Genomic DNA, 20,518 nt, shown 5'->3' on the forward strand with positions numbered 1-20,518 from the left:
AGCCAGGGAGCCAGCCCCCTGGACCCCGATTCATGGCTTGCCTGCACATCAAATCAGCACGGTTGAGCCACTAGGGCGTAGTGGTGGGTTTAGCGATACGATCAGGTGGAAAGTAGCGGGTGGTCTGGTCGGCAGGCTGCTCTCCCATGCTGGAACGGAGAAAAATGTGCCAACGTCGACGCAGTTAATGGATCCGGATTTTCGTCGCGAATTCTCGGCGCGCGTGGCCAAAAAGGCCATGCAGTCGCAGGGAAACGCGGTTGAACTGAATCACGGCCTGACCGAACAGGAGATTCTTGCCCGCATTAAGCAAGGTAGTGACATAGAATTTGATTATAAACGACTTTTGGAGGAGGCAAACAAATATGCTTAGTCCAGGAGGTCGTGTCCATGAGCCATCCCCTCAGGAGAATCCGCTCACTGAGCGTGTATTGGGCGCGTTTTCCGATTATTTCAGCGTGACTGCTTTTGAAATGGCGCAACAAGTCAAGTGGAGTACAGACGGTATCGAGATCTCTGAACATGCGTTGAATGGTGCGCTTGCGGAATCAAGAAAAGATGTCCAGGCTATCCTCAATCGACGCGGATGCAGTGCGTCAGGTGGTAAGCTGACTGGTATTATTACTTTTCGTGTTTCTCGATGGTGCCCGATCCAATTATCCAATGACTTGATCGAAAATCCGCTTGCTTTAAAATTGAATGGCCTTGTTCCCTTTGCCCTTTGTCTGAAGTATATTTTTACTATAGACATAGCCAGACTTCCACAGAGCATTACACAGGAGTTTCATTATAATCTCTTACGTCGTCATACAAACCAGGAAACCCTGGGTTTGGCGTATGATATGATTGAATACCATGTGTAACTATTCAGCACCCGACCACGAATCGGGGTCCAGGGGGCTGGCTCCCTGGCAGGTCCAGGACAGAGTCCTGGTGGGGTTCGGGGCGAAGCCCTGACAAAGGCTTTCATATCCAGGCTTTTTTTGAAAGGGTGCTGAATAGTTACTACCATGTTAATAATGCACGCATCTATTAGGTAGTTTGTTTTACCCTTCATGTCTTCCGCAAGTAAGCCCCTCACCGCCACCGAAGCCGCCACCCTCCTGGAAACAATCGCCCCCAACATGCGCGACTCCCTCCAGGAACAAACGTTGGCCTTGGCCAAATTGTTCCGGTCAACCGGGCAGGCGGAACTTCCCTTGCCCAAGGTTCTGTACACCGTGCATCAGGATCTGACCGACCACAAGGCGCTGGAGGCCTTTCGCAACAATGTCAAAAAACAGATCAACAACCATCTAAAAAAACTCATTCCCCCGGCGGAACTGCACCACCCGGGCGACAACCGGCCCATCGAGGCCAAAACTGTCTGGCTCGTCAGGGAACTAACCGAGGCAGAAAAAATTTTTGGTGGTGTCCTATATTAACCTTATTGGTTTTGCAGGGAAGGAAACCCACTCCCGTGTTGACCAAATATGACTGGCAAGTCCTGCTGCCATTGCTGGTGTCCGGGAACTCCATTGTCCGCATTCGTTTTTGATTCGCAATGTCCTGACTGGCCAACAGAAATTGTAACTGTACCCCACAAAGAAAGTCATGGCGTTGTGAATCTCCCAATCCTTCGAAAATTTCAATGTCTTTCGGCTTTTGCGGCCATTTTGGTGCCGATCCGTGCCATTGTTTCGCTCCACGAAGGATGTATTGACAGTTTTGCTTGAAAAAGAACGGAATAACAATGTGTTCAGAAGAATCCATGTCCCAAACACCAGCGTCTTCATCACCTCGACCACGCGACCATTTTGACGAATCTTGCGAACTGTCGCGCAGCACAACCCCTTCGGCATAACCCTTTGCGTAGAGCCATCCGGCTGCGGTGTCTCAATGGCATAAGCCCGTTCGATGGCCGTTTTGTAGGGCACATGTTCATCGGAGGTGATCAACAAATTTGTTTGTCCCCCCGTGCGCTGCTTGATCTCATCCACCACTTTTTGGCACGACTCGGCAGTGCGTTTTCCAGGAACGACGCTCAACAGCAAGCGGCTTTCCGGATCAACGGCGGTATGGTCCCAGTTGTCTCCCCGTTTCTCCTCATCCGGAGTGCAATGAGCTTCTTTCTTGAACACAAATCCCCATTTCTCATCCAGTTGAGCTTCTCGGGTCTGAGGGGGAAAACGCCACCAATTCATCATGTAAGGCTTGTGCATGTTTTCCTGCGCGGCGCGCATGGCGTGTCACTGTATCCGGTGCCACGCCCACCAAACGTGCCGTACTCCGAACACCACAACCCTCTCGAAGATGCTCGAACACGGATAGGGCCTTTTCCGTTGGCAAACGGCTGTGTTCAAGGGGTGTTCCTTTCCGTTCCGAGAAGTACCTGCCACAGGTTCGGCAAAACACCCCACGAATTTGGCGTTTGTGACCACTCCATCCATGCCACCGCAAATTGCCTTTGCCACGAATCCCGGCATCAGGGCATTGGGGATTTTGGCAACAAAGATCTTCCAGGTTGGCCATCAGACATTCCTTCGTCTCGGGTGGTAAATGTACAGTGAATTTTCGCTCAATTGGTTCAATAGGTCAAGGATTGACACGACCGGATTTTCCACAGCATCAAAATGAGCAAAAAAAATCAGATCAACCCAGTTTACCAAATGATTTATCGAAACAGTCACCTCAACCCAACCGAAGCATTCAGCCCAGCGAAATTCCGGCACTGCTGCAAATCTGGTTGCAACGGGACCATTTTGGACATGAGGTTTTGCACAAGGCGGGACGTTGTAAAGAGTATCAGGCAGAAGGGTACATACCAGCATTGATGCACCTGCTCCAGCCGGATGCTGCGGAAAAGGGGCGGGAAACCACGGTGCCGGATGCGCGTTTGTTGCTGTTGTAGTGGCTCAAGGAGTCCCAAACCCCCTTTTGTGCCATCCTGGGGGATTATGGGATGGGCAAGACATTTCTTTGCCGCATGTTCACCCGCATGGTCATCGAGAAGCGCCAGGGGGGGACGATACCCTGCTGGCTCCGCTCTACCTGGATCTGCGGGATTTGCCCCCCCGGGATCCGGGTCAACCCCTCCCGACCCTGGAGGGGATGATGGAACACCTTTGCCGGATGGCGGGATTTGGCGAGGTCAAGGTGTCGGCCCTGCTGGCCATGGTGCGGGCGGGCTACCTCGCCTTGATCTTCGATGGCTTTGACGAGTTGGCGGCCAGCCTGAACGAGGCCCAGGGGGATTATCTCCTGAGAGAGATTCGCCGGGCAGAGCCGCCAGGAAGCAAGGGGAAGGTGTTGATCTCCAGCCGTACCCACTATTTTATCGATCGGGCCAACGAGGAGGAGAAGATTGGCGGCGGGGTGCGTACCGTCTTGACCCGGGATGGTTATTCGATCAAGGATTGTAACTATTCAGCACCCGACCACGAATCGGGGTCCAGGGGGCTGGCTCCCTGGCAGGTCCAGGACAGAGTCCTGGTGGGGTTCGGGGCGAAGCCCTGACAAAGGCTTTCATATCCAGGCTTTTTTTGAAAGGGTGCTGAATAGTTACCAAGGATTTTCGCATCGTCTATCTGCTGCCGTTTGACGAGGAGCGCATCCGGCAATATTTGGAGCAGTATTTTCCCGGCCAGGGGGGAATGATCCTGGCAACGTTCCAACAATTGCATGACCTGTCGGACTTGGCGCAACGCCCCTTTCTGCTCAAGCTGATTGTGGCGCGCCTGCCGGATTTGCAGCAACGCGCCCGAACGAGGAGGGCGATCACCGCCGGAGATATCTACGGGGTGGTGGTCGACGAGTGGGTGCGGCGGGATTCGGGCAAACATGAGTTGCCGCCGGCCATCATCACCATGGCCATGGAACGGCTGGCCGGGCAAATGTGGCAGGACGTTGTGGCAACTTATGACCGCAACAAACTGTTTGCCTGGATCCAGAAAAAGCTTCCCACCCTGCTGCCGGGAGCCGAAAAAGCGGACAACTTCCTTGACACCCTGAACCGGCTGGAGATCAAACTTCGCACGGCCATGTTTCTCTCCCGGGATGGGGCGGGAAATTTTCGTTTTGCCCACACCTCGTTCCAGGAATATTTTTTGGCTGGATATCTCCTGGCCGGCCTGGAGCGGAGGGAGGAGACAGTGTTGGACCTGCCCCGGCTGCGTCTGGAGGTGGTGGGGTTTTTCCTGGACCGGTTGGCGGATCCAGGGCAGGGCCGACGCTGGGCCCCCCTGCTGGCCCAAATTTTGGCGCAGATTTTGGAGCGCCCCTATATGCCGAGGGTCAGTGAAAATGCCCTGTTCCTGGCCATAGCCTGGCGGCGGCGGCAGCCGGACACGGCGCCGCAGCCAGCCAGTTGGCAATTGACCGGGGCGCAATTGGCGGATGGTGATCTGGCCGGGGTGGTGTTGCACCAGGCTGTCCTGGAGCGGGCCGATCTGTTCCACGCCAACCTGGCAACGGCGCAAATCCGGGGCTCCCTGCGGGGCGCCAATCTGACGCAACTGCACGCGCCGGGGGTGGATCTGGCGGGGTGTGGTCTGCAACAGGCCACTTTGGATGGGGCGGATCTGGCCGGAGCCGATTTGCGCGGGGTCGATCTGGCCGACACCCCTTTGCGTTCGGTCCTGTTGCAACGGGCCAATCTCCAGGAGGTCGCCTGGAATCCACAACTCTTTGCCATGGTACGGTTGGCGGGGGCACAACTTCCCGAGCATTTTGACCCCGATTCGTCACCTCCCGGGGGTTGGTCCTTCCGCCCGCCCGCTCCCCCGCTGGATGGTGATGGTTTTCTATCCACATCGATCCAATCTGGGCATCATGACAGCGTCAACTGCGTTGCCCTCAGCCCGGATGGGACACTCCTTGCTTCAACAGGCGATGACAGAACCATTCGTCTTTGGGATGTCCACAGGGGTGTTTTGTTGCGCACGCTCATGGCGCATAACGACGGGGTTTGGAGCGTCGTCTTCAGCCCGGATGGCACGCGCCTCGCGTCAGGAAGTGAAGACCACACCATCCGCCTCTGGGATGCGGCGGCGGGCACGCCCCTGCGCACGCTTGCGGGGCATGACAGCTGGGTCACGAGCGTCGCCTTCAGCCCGGATGGCAAGAGACTCCTCAGCGGTGGCCGGGATGGCATGCGGCTGTGGGCGGTGGCGAGCAGGCAGCTCCTGGCTATCCTGTGGTATGAGGAGGATTCATGGCTGGTGTTGACGCCACAAGGATATTTTGACGGCAACGCCGGTGGCATCGCCCGCCTGACCTTTGTCCACAACCAGTGCGCCTATCCGGCGTCGGAGTTTACGGCTGGTCTTCAAACACTCTTTGGCGAGAACTGCCATCTGCTGCCAACATGATCCCACGCATACCGGCCCATCCGGTGATAAACTTTTAACGACAAATAAACAAGACGGATCACCCTTGTCCATTGGCGCAGCAAGAAAAATCCGGGTTTTATCATAAATCGATGGTTTCCAAGCAAGCGAAAGGCGCGAATCAACCAATTCGGTGTCAGGTTGACATAGGATCGCCCACGCCGGGTCATGATGAACTCACCATTGAACAGATCGATCAATTTAAGGTGGTACTCGGATGCATGGTCAGACGTGCGATATTTGGCCCGGCCCTGGACCCGAAACTCCCCGGAATCGACAATGGTTTGGCCCTGCACCTGATCCCTGGTGATGATTCCCTTCTCCACAAGGTTGTCCGTATAGGTCGTCTTTGGAAAAAACTGCATGGAATACATGGCGATATAAAAAGGTCGCCGCCTTTGCAACATCCATTCGATCGTGGATTGGTACCCCTGCTCGGCGCCAATCAGGGGGTCGTCAAAGATGAAATCATAGTGGATGCGAATATCCGTTGCATCCAGAAGATCGATGGCTTTTTTGAGACGCGAATCCGGTATGTTTCTTTGATATATATCTTTTCGTATTTGTTCATCAATATTTTGGATGCCAATGGTGATGGACTCCATCGGCAAGGTTTGCAGGGCGGAGACCACTCTTTCGTTGACGAAGGATGGATGGAGATCACAATGAAAGGGGATATCGATCTTTTCCCGATATTGTTCACAAAACTCATTCAGCCAGTCGGGCCGCATGCCAAAGACCTCATCATTGGCCCCGATCAATCTGACATCGGGAAGGACTTTTTTGACCTCCAGCAGTTCCCTCATGACATGCTCGACCGACCTGTATCGAATCATCTTTCCCTTTCCCTGATAGTGGGCATGGAAAAAACTGTTGGTACAGTAGGAGCATTTGAAGGGACATCCACGCCCCCCCATGAAATCATAGAATCCGGATTTTTCCACCAGCAGGGGATCCTCCCGCTGGAGCTGGCCAGCGTGCAGGTAAACTTTGCGTGCGTTCTCCCGGGAACCCACGATGGGAATGGGCAATAGATCCAGCTCCTGTATCAGCTTTCCCAATGGATTCCGGATGGTCTGGCCACCCATTTTTTTGATCCAGAGGTTGTCGATGGCATCGGGGGATCGGCCTTCCCGGACGGCCTGGGCCACCTGCACCAGGGTCTCTTCCCCTTCACCGAGGCAAACCATATCGGCTATTTCGAGACAGGCCTCCGGCGCCACGATGGCGTGCGTGCCCCCCACAATGATGGGAACGTTCCTTTGGAGTTTGATCGCCTGCGCCAGACGCTGACACCAGGGAAAAAAGATGGATCGCACGCTGATGGCCACCAACCCGGGGTCCGTCTCCAGAACGATTTTTGCCATCTGGGTGAAATCGAACTGGTCGATTGCCATGCGCGACACATAACGTGCGCCGCCGGCATAAACCGTCGTGCAGGGAAAACCCGCAGCAACCAGCGAAGCCTCCAGAATCCTCACCGGAAAAGAGTTGGGTCCAAAAAAGGAGACCAGGGAAACGTTCATGTCATGCATCATCATCTCCTCGCAACCATTTCAATACCCGGCCACGCATCGGGGTCCAGGGGGCTGGCTCCCTGGCTGAATATCCTCAAAGTCACCAACAGCGCGGAATAAACTCCTTGTCGTTGGCAAGCCACACCCTGTCCCCGATATGGAGGATGACATACAAACCCTGTTTTCGGGCAAAGACCTCTGCATCACCATCCGTCAGGACACCGGCCACGGCGCCGATCACCTGGCGGTCCGCATAAACCGGGTACCACTCTCTGAATTGCCGCAAAGCAACCATGTGTTTTTCGACATCCGCCACCCGCAAGGTGCTCTCCACCTCGATCAGAACGACCGTATCCTTGTTCAGGGCCATGATGTCGATGCGGGCGACGCTTCCATCCGCCTGGTAAATGCGGACACGCTGTTGCATCTGGCTGAAGTGGATGCCCCTTTCGGCGAACAAAGGTTCACACCCCTGTCGAACGTAATCCTCCACAAACAGATTCCATTTGCTGCGCAATTTTTCCACCTGCTGAACCAGATCCAGAACCGCCGGATTGGTCTGGGCGCTGTGTTCACTCAGAAAACGTTCGGTCCTGTTGAGACTGATGGCCGTCTCCTGAATGGTCCGGGTTTTTTCCCGACGGGTACTCCACAGGAAATATCCGGTTTGCTGGATGATCATTGCCAATGAATTCAGAGCCAGAACGCCAAGCATGCGGCCTTCCTGTTTTGGATGGTGAAAACAAAAAATGCCCCTCCCCGCTCGGGCGCATCATGCACCACACCCGGGTCCGTTGACCAGGGGTCCATTGACCAGGGCCTTCGCATTTGCAACAGCGTGCTGCCGACCCCTGTTTTTGCGTAACCGTTCAGTACCCTTCCAAGAAAAGCCTGGACGAGAAAGGGGACTGAATGATCGCAAAAATATATCGTTTCCTCAACACAATTGCCTGTGGTAGGATCGCGCACTTTTGGCCGCAGTCGCCCCTCCGTGTTGTGGGGGGCAGTGTTTCCCTGAAAAAAAACGCATTTTTCGGACACCTGGACGCGAACTGTTTCCGTGAAATGGCAACACAGGAACGCTCGGGTCGTGGGAGAAAGGTGTAACCGAGGTGTGAGACCTCGTTTCCGGAACGTATAGATGAGGGGGGTATTTTTTTCAGTCTTCAGATCGGATGACGCGATCGCAAGGCGTTTCAGGTGCAGAACAAACGAAATTTCCATAAAACAAGGGGATACAAATGAAAATCAGAAATATGGTCATCGCTTCCGTTGTAGCTCTTGCCTTCGCCGGCACTGCTTTTGCGCAGGATCCGGGCGTCGCCCCTGCGACCCCTGGGGTTGGCGCTCACGACGCTTCCGATTCTGTCAAGCCTAAGCCCTCTAAAACCAAAAAGAAGGCAAAGAAAGCCGCCAAGGGAGAAGCAGCCGCCAAGAAAAAGTAGTCATCAGGCCGGCTGGCCTTTTTCCGCTTTGATCCCGATTGCGGTCATCAGAAGCGGGCGGAGGCAGAAACAAAACGGGGCACCCGTCGTGTGCCCCGTTTTTTTTTGGCTTCGGATGCCAGGCAGGTGTTTTTTGCAATGGGTGGTCAGGCTGTGTACAGCCCGTCGATCTTCTGGTAGGCGTCGATCTGACGCTGCCTGACCAGCGCTTCGTTGCTGACGGTGACCATCAATTGGTTCCAGGCCCGGGCTGCCGGACGTGGCAGAACAAACTCCCTGCCGTACATGAAATCACGCGGATCCTTTCCGGCTGACTGGATTGCCTTGATATATTTTCCGGGTATCGTCTCGCTCAGGGTGACAAGTTCCACCTCGGTGGCTTTGTTGTCTTTTTCCATGCGCACCTTTTTCCGCCCCAGATAGGTCAACTTGAGGCCATCATCATCTTCGTAGATCACATCTTCGCGTTCTTCTTCTTCGGCTTTTTTGAACTCTTCAAAAGGATTGCTGCTCTGTTCCACGGGAGGTGGCGCCTTGGTGCGTTCAATGGCCTGACGCAACCCATCCAGGTGCTTGATCAACACGATGATGAGTTGGTCCTTGAGCTTGTCCCGGGTATCCGGGGTCAAAATTTTCAGTATGGATTTGGGAAATTTGAGCAGGAATGTGTCGGCCATGGAGATCACGCTTGTGGTGCGAACGCGCGGACTGAGAAAGGCAATCTCACCGAAAATGCTGCCAGGTTTCAGATCGGCGATGGGTTCCATGAAGGGCTTTTTGTAAACCTTCGCCAAACCCTGGAGCATGATGTAGAAGATGTCCCCAAATTCGCCCTCATTGATGATGGACTCGTTGGTGGCAAACTTGACGAACTGGGCATCGGCAAGTTGGGAAATTTCCTCTTTTTCTTCGTCCGTAAACGTTTTGAAAAACGGAATTTTGTCCAACAAACTTTTTTTGATCATGGCCGTCCTCACCCCCCTGTAGCTCCTTCGACGCCAACTCTTGCGTCCGTCATCCACCTGCTCGATAACGTAATACCGGAAACGTTTGGATGCCAGTGAAAATGCGGTCTTCCCACCTGGGATTTCCGCCATTTTTCGTTGTCAGGCCTTTCCATTTGCCCACATATCCGCCAGAATCGAGAGGGTTTTATCGGAGAATCGGGATCCGGGAGGCTGGCTCCCTGGCAGGGCCTAAGACGGAGTCCTGGTGGGGTTCGGGGAGTAGGGTCACGAATTGGATGCACAGGATCAAAGAGATGGACGGAATGTCCGGTTTCGACAGCAAGCCGCGCAATGTCAGATCCATGCCAAGTCTTGAACGGCGTCTGGAACAGGCGGAGAATGATCTTCGCAATCTTGGCCGGATGCTGCACGAAGGGCAGCGCTTGAAGAGTACCCCTGTGACCCCGGACAGCGTGGTCGCAGCGGCTCGTCACAAGAGCAAGGCTGCTCAGGCCATGGAGAAGGGGGACGGTGTGCGCGCCGAGGCCGAAGCCCGGGCGGCCATGGCTCTCTGTCCCGACAGTGCCGAGGTCGTCTTCGCCCTTGCGCGGGCGTTGCACGAAAGCGGACAGTTGCCCGAAGCAGAGGCCCGCTATCGACAGGCCATCGTTGTGGCTCCCAAGTATGCCAGCGCCTGGTTCAACATGGGTGACGTTTTGCACCTGCTCAACCAGGAACAGGAGGCCTTGGCCGCATGGCATATGGCCGCCACTCTGGGCCACGAAGGCGCCCGGAAAAAGGTTGCCGCCCAGGGTCTGGAAAAGCCAACGACCCATACCCCGGTTTTGTCCGGTGAACCAGGCCAAAGGGTGCTCTCGCCACGTTTGCGATCTTTTCCGACCCAAAAGTTTCTTGTTCTGTTCTCGGGGATCGCGTTGTTGTGTGGGGTGCTTGGGTGGTTCGCTTATTCCACTTCTTTTTCCGATTTGGAGTCCAAGTCGCCCAGGCTTGTCGAATCCTTGCCTCCTCCATCCTCCACACCTGAAACTCCTGCGTCGACTGCCACACAGATGCCCCTTCAAGCGGGATCGTCGTCTGTGGTAACTCCTCCGATCTCAACCGGCAGGGGTGAGGCCTCGCATGTGCCACCTTCCCACGGGGAAAATGTTACCGTTGTTGCGGAGCGGGCACCTGATTCACTCCCGGTGGCACCTCCGGTGGTCACCTCCAGGACAGAGGGAGGATCCCCGGTGGAAACGATTCCAGCACCCCGGACCGCCGCTCCGCCCGGGGCTGCCGAGGAACCAGGTGAAAACGCCGTCAGGCTCCAATCTCCCCCAACGCCCGAAGTGGCCGGATCGCCTTCCTCCAAAAATGCCGGTGTTTTTACGGAGAGTCGTCCCGTGACGACCGGTGACTTGGACGAAATCGGCGCCGAACGGGTGGGCGGCGCCACGCCCGGGGGGAGTGCGCCCGGAGAGAAAGCCGTCGGTTCCTTGCCTCACCTGACTGTGGCCGCAGACCCTGATAACGCCAGCGTGCGCATCATGAATATCGGTTCCACCTATCGGCCAGGCATGTCGTTGCCTCCTGGCCCCTACCAAATTGAAGTGGCACACCCGGGGTACATCACCAACCGGCAATGGGTCACCCTGCGCAGTGCAGATCTGGTCGTACCCATCACCCTGGAAAAGCCTTTATCGTCCACCTACAGGCTGACGGTCCATACCAAACCTCCCCAGGCCAAGGTACAGGTTTTGAACATTCGAGCCCGCTATCGGCGTGGCATGGCGTTGCCGCCGGGAAAATATCAAGTCCACGTGTCCCACCCCGGATATAAAACTCAGGAGATGTGGATTGATTTGGACGAGGAGTTGACCCTGCCTATCACGCTTCAGCCTGACCCTTGAACTCCTGCCTCCTTTTCACGCGAGAGATGCCATGGCAGCGGCGGTTTTGCATGAGACACCTTCTGCCAATCCGGCCACGCCGGACGACCCGCCGTTCGGTGGTGTGGACCTGATCCACTTCGCTGCCACGAAGGGAACCCCCTTCTGCATATACGATGGGCCGGCTCAAGTTGTCCATCTCCGGGAGTTGCGTGCTTCCCTGGGCGGGAATCTTCTACTCAGTGGCCGGGTCGGATCCCATCCCAACCTCCATGTGCTGCGGTGGTTGCAACCCCATCAGGATGGCTTTGTGGTGACCTCGGGAATCGAGTTGCGTTTGGCCATCGCCGCCGGCGAGCAGCCACAACGGATAAACTATCTGGGCCCCGGCAAAGGCGACGCTGAACTGGAACTGGCCATCGGCAGTCGACTGGGCTCCATCAGTGTGGAGTCAGAGGGGGAGTTGGAGCGCATGGATCAGGTCGCAAGGCGTCTGGGTCGCAAGGCTCCTGTGGCTTTGCGCATCAATCTCCGCCCTGCCACGACAAAGTCCGAACCACCCTCTGCGGCGCCGGTCGCCTGTTTTGGTTTTGCAGCGGAACAGGGTGAGGAACTCGTTGCTGCCGTGGCACAAAAACCGGGGTGCCGGTATGAGGGTCTTTATTTCAACCTCGACGTGGCAACCCTGCCAGCGGATGCTGTGCGGAGCTGTTTTTCCCGCGCCCTGGAGATTGTCGGCACCATGGCTTACAACATTGGGCAGTGGCCTGGTCGGATTCTCGTGGCCGGCGGGGAGGGGGGGATGATGCCTCCGTATCGCACCCGGGGTTTTGGGGATTGTGTCCAGCTCTATCGGGATTTATCCGTGCTCTGGGCAGATTTCAAGGCAAAACACACGCCACCGGAGGTAACCGTCATTTTGGCCCTGGATGTCCCGTCAGGGAGCAACACGGCACTCCATGTGGCGCGGGTGGTGGCGACCCACACCTTCGGGGATATTGCCTGTTGTATCCTGGATGGTGGTGTGCCCTCCCCTCTCTTGGGGGGGGACGTTGTCAACCTCTCCAGCCCGGATGGGAATCCCCGGGTGCCGGTGCAATTGACCGGGTTGCTGTGCAGCCGCCACCCAGATGATCGAAGAGATACCATCCCGATGCCGCAGCCACGGATAGGCGATTACGTAGGCATCTACGAAAACGGCGGACACCTGGCCGGACCCGGTGGCCTGTTTTCCCGTCTGACCCAGGCCGAGTATCTGGTCACAGGGCAGGATCAGGTCAAAACCATCCGCCACGTCATGGACCCATCGCGCATTGGGATTCCTCCATGAACAACTGGAGCCTCCTTGCGCCCGGATCAACTCTGCTCCACAATGCCCGGGTTGCCTGCCCCCTCGTCGATCTTTGCGTCCGGTTTGGTTGCGAACGCAAAAAGTGAGCGGGATGGGTGCCAGGCAGCGGATATTTTTGCCACGAACCAACCGGAACAGACCTCCGCCATGTCCTATCTGCGCGAAGAAATTGTCATGACATCCGATGAGGTGCAACAGGCCATCGACCAGATGGCGCAACGCATCCATGCCGGTATCACCGAACCCCAAAAACGGGTCGTCATCGGGATCCGCCGTGGTGGAGCCGTGGTGGCGCGCCTGTTGCGGGACCGCTTGGCTCAGTTGCAGGGTGTGGGCTTTCCCATCGGTTTTTTGGACATCACCTTTTATCGGGACGACCTGGATACCGTCGGTCCCAACCCCGTGGTGGGGGCCACCGATCTTGCCATGGACATTGATGACAAGAGCATCATCCTGGTCGACGATATCCTGTTTACCGGTCGTACCATTCGGGCTGCCCTGAATGCCTTGTTCGATTTTGGCCGCCCGGAGATCGTCAATCTGGCCGTGTTGGTGGATCGGGGTCACCGGCAACTCCCGATTCAGCCCGACCATACAGCCAAAATTTTGGAAACCGGATGTCGCGAAAGCATCAAACTGGTTGAAAAGGAAGCCGGGAGATTTGTCGTCGTCAGGCGGCTGCGTGCATAACCCGGCTTGACTTTGGCCTCGTTCCTCGTTGACCACAAAAAAGAAACATGACTGGTAACGATTCGGCACCCTTGCAAGAAAAGCCTGGATACGGAGGCCCTTACCAGGGCTTCGCCCCGAACCCCACCAGGACTCTGTCCTGGATCTGCCTGGGAGCCAGCCCCCTGGATCCCGATTCGTTGCCGGGTGGTGAACATCTACCATGACTGCCAAGAAAACGGCGTTGAAACGCAAACACCTCCTGGGCATGGCCGAACTGAGCCGCCAGGATATCACCCAGATCCTGGAGACGGCAGCCTCCATCCGGGAGATCAATTATCGCGACATCAAAAAGGTTCCCACCCTGCGGGGCAAAACCGTCATCAACCTTTTTTTTGAAAATTCCACCCGTACCCGAACCTCGTTTGAATTGGCCGGCAAGCGCATGTCGGCGGATGTGATCAATATTTCCGTGGCCTCCAGCTCTGTTGCCAAGGGCGAAACCCTGATCGACACCATGATCACCTTGCAGGCGATGAATCCCGATGTGGTGGTTGTCCGGCATGCCGAGCCGGGCGTGCATGCCTTCCTGGCCCGGCATGTGGACACCGCAGTGGTCAACGCCGGGGATGGAGGACACGAACATCCCACCCAATCCCTCTTGGACATGCTGACCATCGAGGACAATCTCCACCGACTGAACCGAAAAAATTTCGACGGCTTGGTGGTGGCCATCTGTGGCGATGTCCTGCACTCCCGGGTGGCCCGTTCCAATGCCATCGGCCTGCGGACCATGGGGGCGCAGGTGCGGTTGATTGGCCCCCCCACCCTGATGCCCCGCTTCGCCGAGGAGGCCTTGGGCGCTCCGGTCTTCCACGACCTGGACCAGGGGCTTGCCGGTGCCCAGGTGGTCATGGTACTGCGCCTGCAACTGGAGAGGATGCATACCGCTTTTATCCCCAGTATCCGGGAATATTTCAAATTTTGGGGTTTGAGCCGCCGCAGGCTGGCCTGTGCCGCTCCCGGCGCCCTGGTCATGCACCCCGGCCCGGTCAATCGTGGTGTGGAGATCTCCTCGGAGCTTACCGACGATCCGGAGCGTACCGTCATCCTCGATCAGGTGGCCAACGGCCTTGCCGTCCGCATGGCCGTGCTCTATCGCCTTTGCAGTGGCCGTGTCACCGTCGAGAAGGATCCGGTGGCCTCCACAGAGGATCAGAAGGGAGAGACCCCGTGAGCCCGGAGCATGCCGTTGTTTTCATCAAGGGGGGGCGGGTCATCGACCCAAGCCACCGCTTCGATGCCACCGCCGATATGGTGCTGGCCGAAGGAAAAATTCAGGCCATTGGCCGTTTGGATCCCCCCTCCGGATGTCACATCCTGCCTGCGGATGGCCTCGTCGTGGCCCCGGGGTTGGTGGACATGCACGTCCACCTGCGGGAGCCAGGCTACGAGTTCAAGGAGACCATCGCCAGCGGCACCCGCACCGCAGCGGCTGGCGGCGTCACCTCGGTGGCTGCCATGGCCAATACCCAGCCGGTCATGGATGACCCGAGCGTGGTGGGTTACGTTTTGGAAAAGGCCCGTGCCGCCGGTTATGCCAATGTCTTTCCCATCGGCGCCCTGACCCGGGGGTTGGAGGGCAAAACTCTGACCGAGATGGGACTTTTGCAAAAAGCGGGCTGTGTGGCCTTCTCTGACGATGGGCGCCCGGTCATGGACAGCGGTGTCATGCGCAAGGCCCTGGATTATTCCCGCGCTTTCAATGCCCTGCTCATCCAGCACGCCGAAGATTCGGGACTTGTGGCGCATGGCTGCATGAACGAAGGGGTGGTCGCCAGCCGTCTGGGGCTCCCCGGCATCCCCACCGAGTCCGAAGAGATCATCGTGGATCGGGACATCCGTCTGGTGGGTTTGACAGGAGGACGCTATCATGTGGCCCACATCTCCACCCTGGGCGCCGTGCAAGCCGTGGCAGCGGCCCGGAAACGGGGTCTGCCAGTCTCCTGTGAAGCCACTCCGCACCACTTTGTCCTGACCGACATGGCGGTGGGAGACTATGATACCGATGCCAAAATGTCCCCCCCGTTGCGGGGTGAGGCGGATCGCCAGGCCCTTCGGGAGGGGTTGGCCCAGGGCATCATCACGGTCATCGCTTCCGATCACGCCCCACACGATCTGGACAGCAAGCGGGTTCCCTTCTGCCAGGCGGCCAACGGCGTGGTCGGGCTTGAGACCTTGCTCCCGGTCTCTCTCGAATTGGTGAACGAGGGTGTTCTGACCTTGTCCGAGGTTTTGGCCACCCTGACCTGCAATCCGGCCCGTCTGCTCGGCATCGATCGGGGAACCCTGGCCGTAGGGGCTCCTGCCGATCTGGTCGTGTTCGACCCCTCGGAAGCGTGGACCGTGGATGCGGCCCGGCTGCATGGCATGGCCCGTAACACCTGCTTTCATGGCCGTCGTGTCCATGGCCGGGTCAAGTATACCATCCTTGCCGGGCGCATCGTGCATCAGGACGGGGATTGAAACCTGTGTGCGGTCCGAAGCGTCCGCGCATCCACCATCGGCAGGCCCTTGTCCTGCACCATCGGGCCCTGCCCGACAGGCAACACCTGTTGCGTCTGCATGCACCCTGGATCGCTGCAACGGCGGCGCCGGGTCAGTTTGTCCATGTGCTGTGCGACCCGGGTTTGACCCTGCCGCGCCCATTTTCCATTCTGGATGCCGATCCGGTTGCGGGGAGTCTGGATCTTCTATATCGGGTGGTCGGCCTGGGTACGGCGGCCATGGCTGCCTGGCCGGAGGCGAAGATGATCCCCTTGGCAGGCCCATCGGGCCAACCATTCTCTCCGATCGATGCCGGACAACCGGTTCTGTTGCTGGCCGGGGGCGTTGGTTTGGCGCCGCTGGATTTTTTTGCCCGGCGTGCCTCCGCCCAGGGCGCTCGGGTCACCTTGTTGTTGGGTACGGAAAGCACCCCTCCCTTTGCCCTGGTCACTTCCCGCTTCTCCCTGCCGGGGGTTCCCGATGCGGTGTACCTGGCACTCGCGCACCTGGAGCACTCTGGCGTCGCCAGCCGTCTCGCCACGTTGCGTTCGACACCGGGCTATTTTCCGGGCTACGTCACCGACCTGGCGGAGGCGTTGCTGCGCGACATGAACCCGGCTCTCCGTGCACATCTGCGGGTGTTGGCCTGCGGTCCTCCGGCCATGCTGCTGGCAACGGCCCGTCTTGCAGAGCGTTTCGCTCTTGCCGGCGAGGTCTCTCTGGAGGCCCACATGGCCTGCGGGTTTGGGGGGTGTGCCGGTTGTGCCGTTCCCATGCTGGGCCAGGGAGACGCAACAGTCACCGAGCGAACCACTGAGGATGAAGAAGAAAAAGCCTCCTGGCATTACCAGCGCGCCTGTGTGGACGGTCCGGTCTTCGATGTCAAAAAGGTGGCCTGGAGCCAGATGGCCCAACAGATGTGATCGTTTGACGCCCTGGATGTCCCTCCCTGTCTTTCAACGGGCAAATCCCCGACCTGCGGGGAGGTCCATGCCTTTCCTTTTGGCGCAGGAAGCGGCAAGCTTTCCGGCATAAGCATTATGTCATTCCAGAAAACAATTTTTGACTTGCCGAGGTAAAAATTATTGATGATGTGTAGGTGGATATGATACAAACCCTTGGTAAACAGTTTTATACTGTAAGGGTGGCTGGCAGAGGGGGGTAATCCTCCGGTTGCCGGCATGTTCATGACCAGATGGGAGAAGACAACATGTTTCGCAGTCGAGAAAATGATGACATCAGGAGTCAGGTGGCCCGCATTCTGGAGGATGGCGGGAACAGTATCAACCAGGCCGAATCGGAGTATGAGCAATATTTGGCGGCCAACCGCGCCCGGCAGCGGTTACGGACGGTGACGGGTTTGAACCCCAGCCCGGAGTTTTTGGTGGCCCATGCCACGCGCAATCTGGACCACATGGCATTTCTGGGGGATGACTTGAATGCGGCGGCCAACGAACCGGACACCAAAACCTTGGATCGCATGGCCAGCAACCTGGGGGATGCCCATATGTTGTCCAGGAAATATCTCGGCCTGCGCGCCCCCGCCCGAGAGGATGCCCCCGAAGCCTGGGATACCGACAACACCGTGCGCGTCACCTATGGTGACCTGAGCGATTTCATCAACCGGCGCAGTCAACAGGAGGGGAGGGATCCGACAGTTTATGTGGCTATGAGTGGAGACACGGGAACTCCGAATGTTCAAGGAGCCAAATCGGGTGGAAACTCAGGAACCAGTAGCACTCAAGAGGAGGGGTGGCATTTCATTCCCCGTAACAAGTTGGCTGAGACATGGATAAATAACTGGGAATCTGTGAAGGATCCAGAAGGAATGAAAAAGGCATGGGATGCAAGGGGACAGCTACCTGAACTTATGAGGGGGGAGTAGTTGAAGGGAATCCAGGTATTTTGAGCGCTCATCGGTGCGTTCTGCAGAGCCGATGACCTATGAATCCTGATTTCTTATCATGGACCTTACTGAACAGGAGACCTGTTCCATGCGTTACGAATGGATGTTTCTGGCCCAGGTTTTGGTTTTTTCTCTTTGGTTGATACCCGCCGGTGGATGCGCCGCAGCGGAAGAACACCCCGAATTCTTGAAAGTCGGAGGGGAGAAGATCCTTTTTTCAGAAGCCAGACAGCGTGCCGAATCCGGTGACTCCAAGGCCCAGGTGGCCATGGGCAGGTATCTTCTCTTTGACAAAAAACCACCTTTCAACGTTGACGAGGGATTGGATTGGTTACGAAAGGCAGTCTTACAAAATAATACCGAGGCCATGTATACATTAGGAAAAGCCTTGTACGAAAATTCAGAGGCAGATCTGAACCCTTCTGGGAGCGAAGAGGCTATCCAATGGGTCTCTACAGGCGTTTCGCTGGGAGATTGGCATGCCATGGAGATGCTGTCAACCTTTTATTTTACCGGCTGGGGGGTACCCAGGGATTTGGCGCAAGCCAGTTATTGGGAAGGTAAAGCGTTGGAGAGTGGCGGGGCTGCGGCAGAACTCACCTTTTCTGTAGCCCATTTTTTTGGCAAAAAAGCACCTGAAGACATGGTGCTCTCACGACAACTGCTGAGAAGGTCGGCTGAGAATGATTTTCCTCCTGCCCAGTACCTTCTTGGTGTCGATTATGCGGAAGGATTGTTTGTCAAACCGGATTTCAAGGAATCACGGTTTTGGCTTGAAAAGGCGGCAGGTCACGATGTGGGCAGAAGCACCTATTTTTTGGGAGAAAATTATCGCAAGGGGAGCAACGGCTATCCCCATGACAAGGCTAAAGCGCTTGAATGGTTCGAGAAGGCTGCCCAGATGGGGTATGGCGAGTCGTTTGTCAGCCTGGGATATCTTTACCTGGAGGATATTCCCGGACATCCAAGAGATCCGGAAAAGGCCCTTGCCATGTTCCATAAGGGATTGGAAAAGGGTGATTCAAGCGCTTATATGGCTTTGGGTGATTTTTATTTCAAGGGGGATGGTGGCGAGCAAAATGTGTCCGAGGCTTACCATTGGTTTCACAAGGGTGTTGAAAAAGATCCACGCAATACAGAAGTGTTCGCCCGAGCCGAAATCATGCGGATTTTTGGTATGGGAACATCAGCCGAGCCAACACTGGATTTTACCAGGATGAATGATGCCATTCAGCATGGCAACATGGATGCTGCTGCCATCCTGGGAAAGTTCTATCTGGCAGGCGTAGGTACGGCTAAAGATTTTTACAAAGCCCGCAGGTGTTTTGTTGCCAGTGCCACAGGTGGAAATGGAGAGGGGAAGTTTTGGGCCGCATTGATTCCTGCCGCAGGTTTGGGTGGTCCTCAGGATGTGGAACTCGCTGCCTACTGGGCTGAAATGGTCAGCTCTACCCACGTAAGCACCAACCATTGCCTTGCAGGTGGATTTTTTCTTGCCGGAACAGGTGTCGTACCTGACTTGGCCTATGGTCTGGACCTGCTGCAAAAAGGGGCCATGCTCCCGACAACCTCCTGTGCCTGGTTGTTGGGAGAGGGGTATCGGCAGGGGCGGTATGGTTTGCCGGTGGATCTGGCCTTGGCGAGCCACTGGTATGAACAGGCAGCAGCCCATGGCGATCTGGAAGCGATGCTGCGACTGGGTTTGATCGCGGCTGGGTTGGCGGGGGGGGCCAGGGAGTCATGGATGGACTTTGCCGAGGCGGTCAGGTGGTTGCAGAAGGCCGGCGAGAGGGGTTCACCACCAGCCGCTTTTCTGCTGGGTATCCTGCACGCCAAGGGGTTGGGGACGCCACAAAACCTTGACCAGGCGCGCCGCTGGTTGCGCGCAGCCCAACAACAGGGCTTGGAACGTGCAGGTCACCTCCTGGCCATCATCGACGACAATTCAGAGAGCCTGGACGCCCAGGCAGAGATGGCCGCCTATGTGAGCACCTTGCCAGACTCCCTGGCCCCGCCGGCCATTCCGGATGACCTCTCCTTCTTTCCTATACCCCATCTGCCTGGATTGCCGGAGGGTTTCTGGCCGCGCTTGCTGGTGGATTTACAAGTGGCGCGAAAGGGAACATCTCGTCGTAACGATTCACCACCCGGCCACGAATCGGGATCCAGGGGGCTGGCTCCCTGGCTTACCGTGAAAGCCACTCTGGAGTTGGGCAACAGGAGGGTGACCGCTCCAGAAAAAGGCGGGAAATTACCTTGGATGTATAAGTCGAATCAGGCTGTTACTGGCAGCAGACTGAAGCGACGCAGGGCTTTGATCCAACGTGGTGCATTACGTTTGACTGCAAGTTCTTCGTAATTTACCGTTGAATCGTGAAATGCAACCTTTCGATTTAGGTAACTATTCACCACCCACCTTAAAGAAAAATCCTTGACACGGTTTTTTGCGATTTTTTGAGAAACCGCCAGCTAATCCGAGTAGGGTCAGATTTTGCCTTCTACCGCCCCTTCATGGGCGTTCTCGCTACGGTAGGATTTACTCCGGTCCTCCACCGCACACTGCATCCCCATCTTGGCTTCCAGGGGGCATGGAGGGGCAAAAAAAATCGCCCAAAAAAGCCATGCTATACTCCTCGCATCAACCTGATTCGAGGAGATTCCCGTTGAGGCTCAACGCAGACGAAATCCGCTCCACTGTCGATCAAGTGCGCCGCTTGCTCCAGGAGGAGACGACCATTTCCCCGACGCTCCGGGCCACCCTGGAGATGCTGCTGGTGGTTGTCACCATCCTGCTCAACCGGGTTGGACTCAACAGCCGCAACAGCAGCAAGCCGCCGTCGGCTTCTGTCGGGATAGCGGCAATGGAGCCTTTGTGGCCACG

The 20,518-nt window shown here is 56.7% G+C and carries 20 protein-coding genes; 16 read left to right on the forward strand and 4 right to left on the reverse strand.

Annotation, left to right across the window (positions count from 1 at the left end; genetic code table 11):
• Positions 1–37: 37 nt before the first annotated feature.
• The 3 genes from HQL63_05835 (at position 38) to HQL63_05845 (ending at position 1,424) form a co-directional block, all read left to right on the forward strand.
• A complete protein-coding gene (locus HQL63_05835; GenBank protein ID MBF0176353.1) occupies positions 38–373 on the forward strand; it encodes a hypothetical protein in 336 nt (111 codons plus the stop codon).
• Positions 366–863 carry a hypothetical protein gene (locus HQL63_05840; protein MBF0176354.1) on the forward strand — a complete coding sequence of 166 codons (498 nt, stop codon included), beginning with the start codon at positions 366–368 and terminating at the stop codon, positions 861–863. The genes HQL63_05835 and HQL63_05840 overlap by 8 nt, the downstream gene beginning before the upstream one ends.
• A 192-nt stretch (positions 864–1,055) precedes the next feature.
• A complete protein-coding gene (locus HQL63_05845) occupies positions 1,056–1,424 on the forward strand; it encodes a hypothetical protein (GenBank protein MBF0176355.1) in 369 nt (122 codons plus the stop codon).
• On the opposite strand, the gene HQL63_05850 is transcribed toward HQL63_05845, so the two are convergent.
• On the reverse strand, positions 1,416–2,222 hold the full coding sequence (locus HQL63_05850; GenBank protein MBF0176356.1) for a hypothetical protein: 807 nt from the start codon (positions 2,220–2,222) through the stop codon (positions 1,416–1,418). The genes HQL63_05845 and HQL63_05850 overlap by 9 nt on opposite strands.
• Before the next feature lie 281 nt (positions 2,223–2,503).
• Here HQL63_05850 and HQL63_05855 point away from each other — a divergent pair, with 281 nt between their 5' ends.
• The 3 genes from HQL63_05855 to HQL63_05865 all read left to right on the forward strand — a co-directional run bounded on the left by HQL63_05855 (position 2,504) and on the right by HQL63_05865 (position 5,348).
• Positions 2,504–2,890, forward strand: a complete 387-nt coding sequence (locus tag HQL63_05855; protein ID MBF0176357.1) for a hypothetical protein — start codon at positions 2,504–2,506, stop codon at positions 2,888–2,890.
• Between the two features lie 68 nt (positions 2,891–2,958).
• A complete protein-coding gene (locus tag HQL63_05860; protein ID MBF0176358.1) occupies positions 2,959–3,495 on the forward strand; it encodes a hypothetical protein in 537 nt (178 codons plus the stop codon).
• Positions 3,496–3,602: 107 nt separating this feature from the next.
• A complete protein-coding gene (locus HQL63_05865) occupies positions 3,603–5,348 on the forward strand; it encodes a pentapeptide repeat-containing protein (protein ID MBF0176359.1) in 1,746 nt (581 codons plus the stop codon).
• On the opposite strand, the gene HQL63_05870 is transcribed toward HQL63_05865, so the two are convergent.
• Together HQL63_05870 and HQL63_05875 are read right to left on the reverse strand one after the other, a co-directional pair.
• Complete coding sequence (locus HQL63_05870; GenBank protein MBF0176360.1) at positions 5,306–6,892, reverse strand: radical SAM protein; 1,587 nt, start codon at positions 6,890–6,892, stop codon at positions 5,306–5,308. The genes HQL63_05865 and HQL63_05870 overlap by 43 nt on opposite strands.
• A 91-nt stretch (positions 6,893–6,983) precedes the next feature.
• Positions 6,984–7,598, reverse strand: a complete 615-nt coding sequence (locus tag HQL63_05875) for a hypothetical protein (protein ID MBF0176361.1) — start codon at positions 7,596–7,598, stop codon at positions 6,984–6,986.
• Between the two features lie 526 nt (positions 7,599–8,124).
• On the opposite strand from HQL63_05875, the gene HQL63_05880 reads away from it, so the two are divergent.
• Positions 8,125–8,328: a hypothetical protein gene (locus tag HQL63_05880; protein MBF0176362.1), complete on the forward strand. Its 204-nt coding sequence runs from the start codon at positions 8,125–8,127 to the stop codon at positions 8,326–8,328.
• Between the two features lie 146 nt (positions 8,329–8,474).
• On the opposite strand, the gene HQL63_05885 is transcribed toward HQL63_05880, so the two are convergent.
• Positions 8,475–9,293 (reverse strand): cyclic nucleotide-binding domain-containing protein, encoded by an 819-nt coding sequence (locus HQL63_05885; GenBank protein MBF0176363.1) that lies wholly within the window; start codon positions 9,291–9,293, stop codon positions 8,475–8,477.
• A 296-nt stretch (positions 9,294–9,589) separates the two neighbouring features.
• Here HQL63_05885 and HQL63_05890 point away from each other — a divergent pair, with 296 nt between their 5' ends.
• From HQL63_05890 to HQL63_05930, 9 genes are all read left to right on the forward strand, one after another.
• On the forward strand, positions 9,590–11,185 hold the full coding sequence (locus HQL63_05890) for a PEGA domain-containing protein (GenBank protein MBF0176364.1): 1,596 nt from the start codon (positions 9,590–9,592) through the stop codon (positions 11,183–11,185).
• Positions 11,186–11,216: 31 nt separating this feature from the next.
• Positions 11,217–12,494 (forward strand): hypothetical protein, encoded by a 1,278-nt coding sequence (locus HQL63_05895; protein ID MBF0176365.1) that lies wholly within the window; start codon positions 11,217–11,219, stop codon positions 12,492–12,494.
• A gap of 15 nt (positions 12,495–12,509) precedes the next feature.
• Positions 12,510–13,205 (forward strand): bifunctional pyr operon transcriptional regulator/uracil phosphoribosyltransferase PyrR, encoded by a 696-nt coding sequence (pyrR, locus tag HQL63_05900; GenBank protein MBF0176366.1) that lies wholly within the window; start codon positions 12,510–12,512, stop codon positions 13,203–13,205.
• A 202-nt stretch (positions 13,206–13,407) separates the two neighbouring features.
• Entirely contained in the window at positions 13,408–14,421 is a 1,014-nt protein-coding gene (locus HQL63_05905; GenBank protein ID MBF0176367.1) for an aspartate carbamoyltransferase catalytic subunit, read from the forward strand.
• 77 nt (positions 14,422–14,498) lie between these two features.
• Entirely contained in the window at positions 14,499–15,710 is a 1,212-nt protein-coding gene (locus HQL63_05910) for a dihydroorotase (protein MBF0176368.1), read from the forward strand.
• Between the two features lie 5 nt (positions 15,711–15,715).
• Positions 15,716–16,654: a dihydroorotate dehydrogenase electron transfer subunit gene (locus HQL63_05915; GenBank protein MBF0176369.1), complete on the forward strand. Its 939-nt coding sequence runs from the start codon at positions 15,716–15,718 to the stop codon at positions 16,652–16,654.
• Between the two features lie 287 nt (positions 16,655–16,941).
• Entirely contained in the window at positions 16,942–17,616 is a 675-nt protein-coding gene (locus HQL63_05920) for a hypothetical protein (GenBank protein MBF0176370.1), read from the forward strand.
• 109 nt (positions 17,617–17,725) lie between these two features.
• Positions 17,726–19,996, forward strand: coding sequence for a sel1 repeat family protein (locus HQL63_05925; protein ID MBF0176371.1), 2,271 nt, complete (start codon positions 17,726–17,728; stop codon positions 19,994–19,996).
• Positions 19,997–20,300: 304 nt separating this feature from the next.
• The coding region (locus HQL63_05930) for a hypothetical protein (protein ID MBF0176372.1) at positions 20,301–20,518 on the forward strand (218 nt) is incomplete at its 3' end.

It is taken from the genome of Magnetococcales bacterium, assembly GCA_015231175.1.
Classification (GTDB): domain Bacteria; phylum Pseudomonadota; class Magnetococcia; order Magnetococcales; family DC0425bin3; genus HA3dbin3.

Bases quoted from the DNA above. Each gene is read 5' to 3' on its own strand.
- HQL63_05920 (MBF0176370.1), top strand. From the start codon at position 16,942: ATGTTTCGCAGTCGAGAAAATGATGACATCAGGAGTCAGGTGGCCCGC.
- HQL63_05885 (MBF0176363.1), bottom strand. From the start codon at position 9,293: ATGATCAAAAAAAGTTTGTTGGACAAAATTCCGTTTTTCAAAACGTTT.
- HQL63_05875 (MBF0176361.1), bottom strand. From the start codon at position 7,598: ATGCTTGGCGTTCTGGCTCTGAATTCATTGGCAATGATCATCCAGCAA.
- HQL63_05895 (MBF0176365.1), top strand. From the start codon at position 11,217: ATGGCAGCGGCGGTTTTGCATGAGACACCTTCTGCCAATCCGGCCACG.
- HQL63_05870 (MBF0176360.1), bottom strand. From the start codon at position 6,892: ATGAACGTTTCCCTGGTCTCCTTTTTTGGACCCAACTCTTTTCCGGTG.
- HQL63_05845 (MBF0176355.1), top strand. From the start codon at position 1,056: ATGTCTTCCGCAAGTAAGCCCCTCACCGCCACCGAAGCCGCCACCCTC.
- HQL63_05890 (MBF0176364.1), top strand. From the start codon at position 9,590: ATGGACGGAATGTCCGGTTTCGACAGCAAGCCGCGCAATGTCAGATCC.
- HQL63_05850 (MBF0176356.1), bottom strand. From the start codon at position 2,222: ATGCGCGCCGCGCAGGAAAACATGCACAAGCCTTACATGATGAATTGG.
- HQL63_05840 (MBF0176354.1), top strand. From the start codon at position 366: ATGCTTAGTCCAGGAGGTCGTGTCCATGAGCCATCCCCTCAGGAGAAT.
- HQL63_05910 (MBF0176368.1), top strand. From the start codon at position 14,499: ATGGTGCTGGCCGAAGGAAAAATTCAGGCCATTGGCCGTTTGGATCCC.
- HQL63_05905 (MBF0176367.1), top strand. From the start codon at position 13,408: ATGACTGCCAAGAAAACGGCGTTGAAACGCAAACACCTCCTGGGCATG.
- HQL63_05880 (MBF0176362.1), top strand. From the start codon at position 8,125: ATGAAAATCAGAAATATGGTCATCGCTTCCGTTGTAGCTCTTGCCTTC.
- HQL63_05925 (MBF0176371.1), top strand. From the start codon at position 17,726: ATGCGTTACGAATGGATGTTTCTGGCCCAGGTTTTGGTTTTTTCTCTT.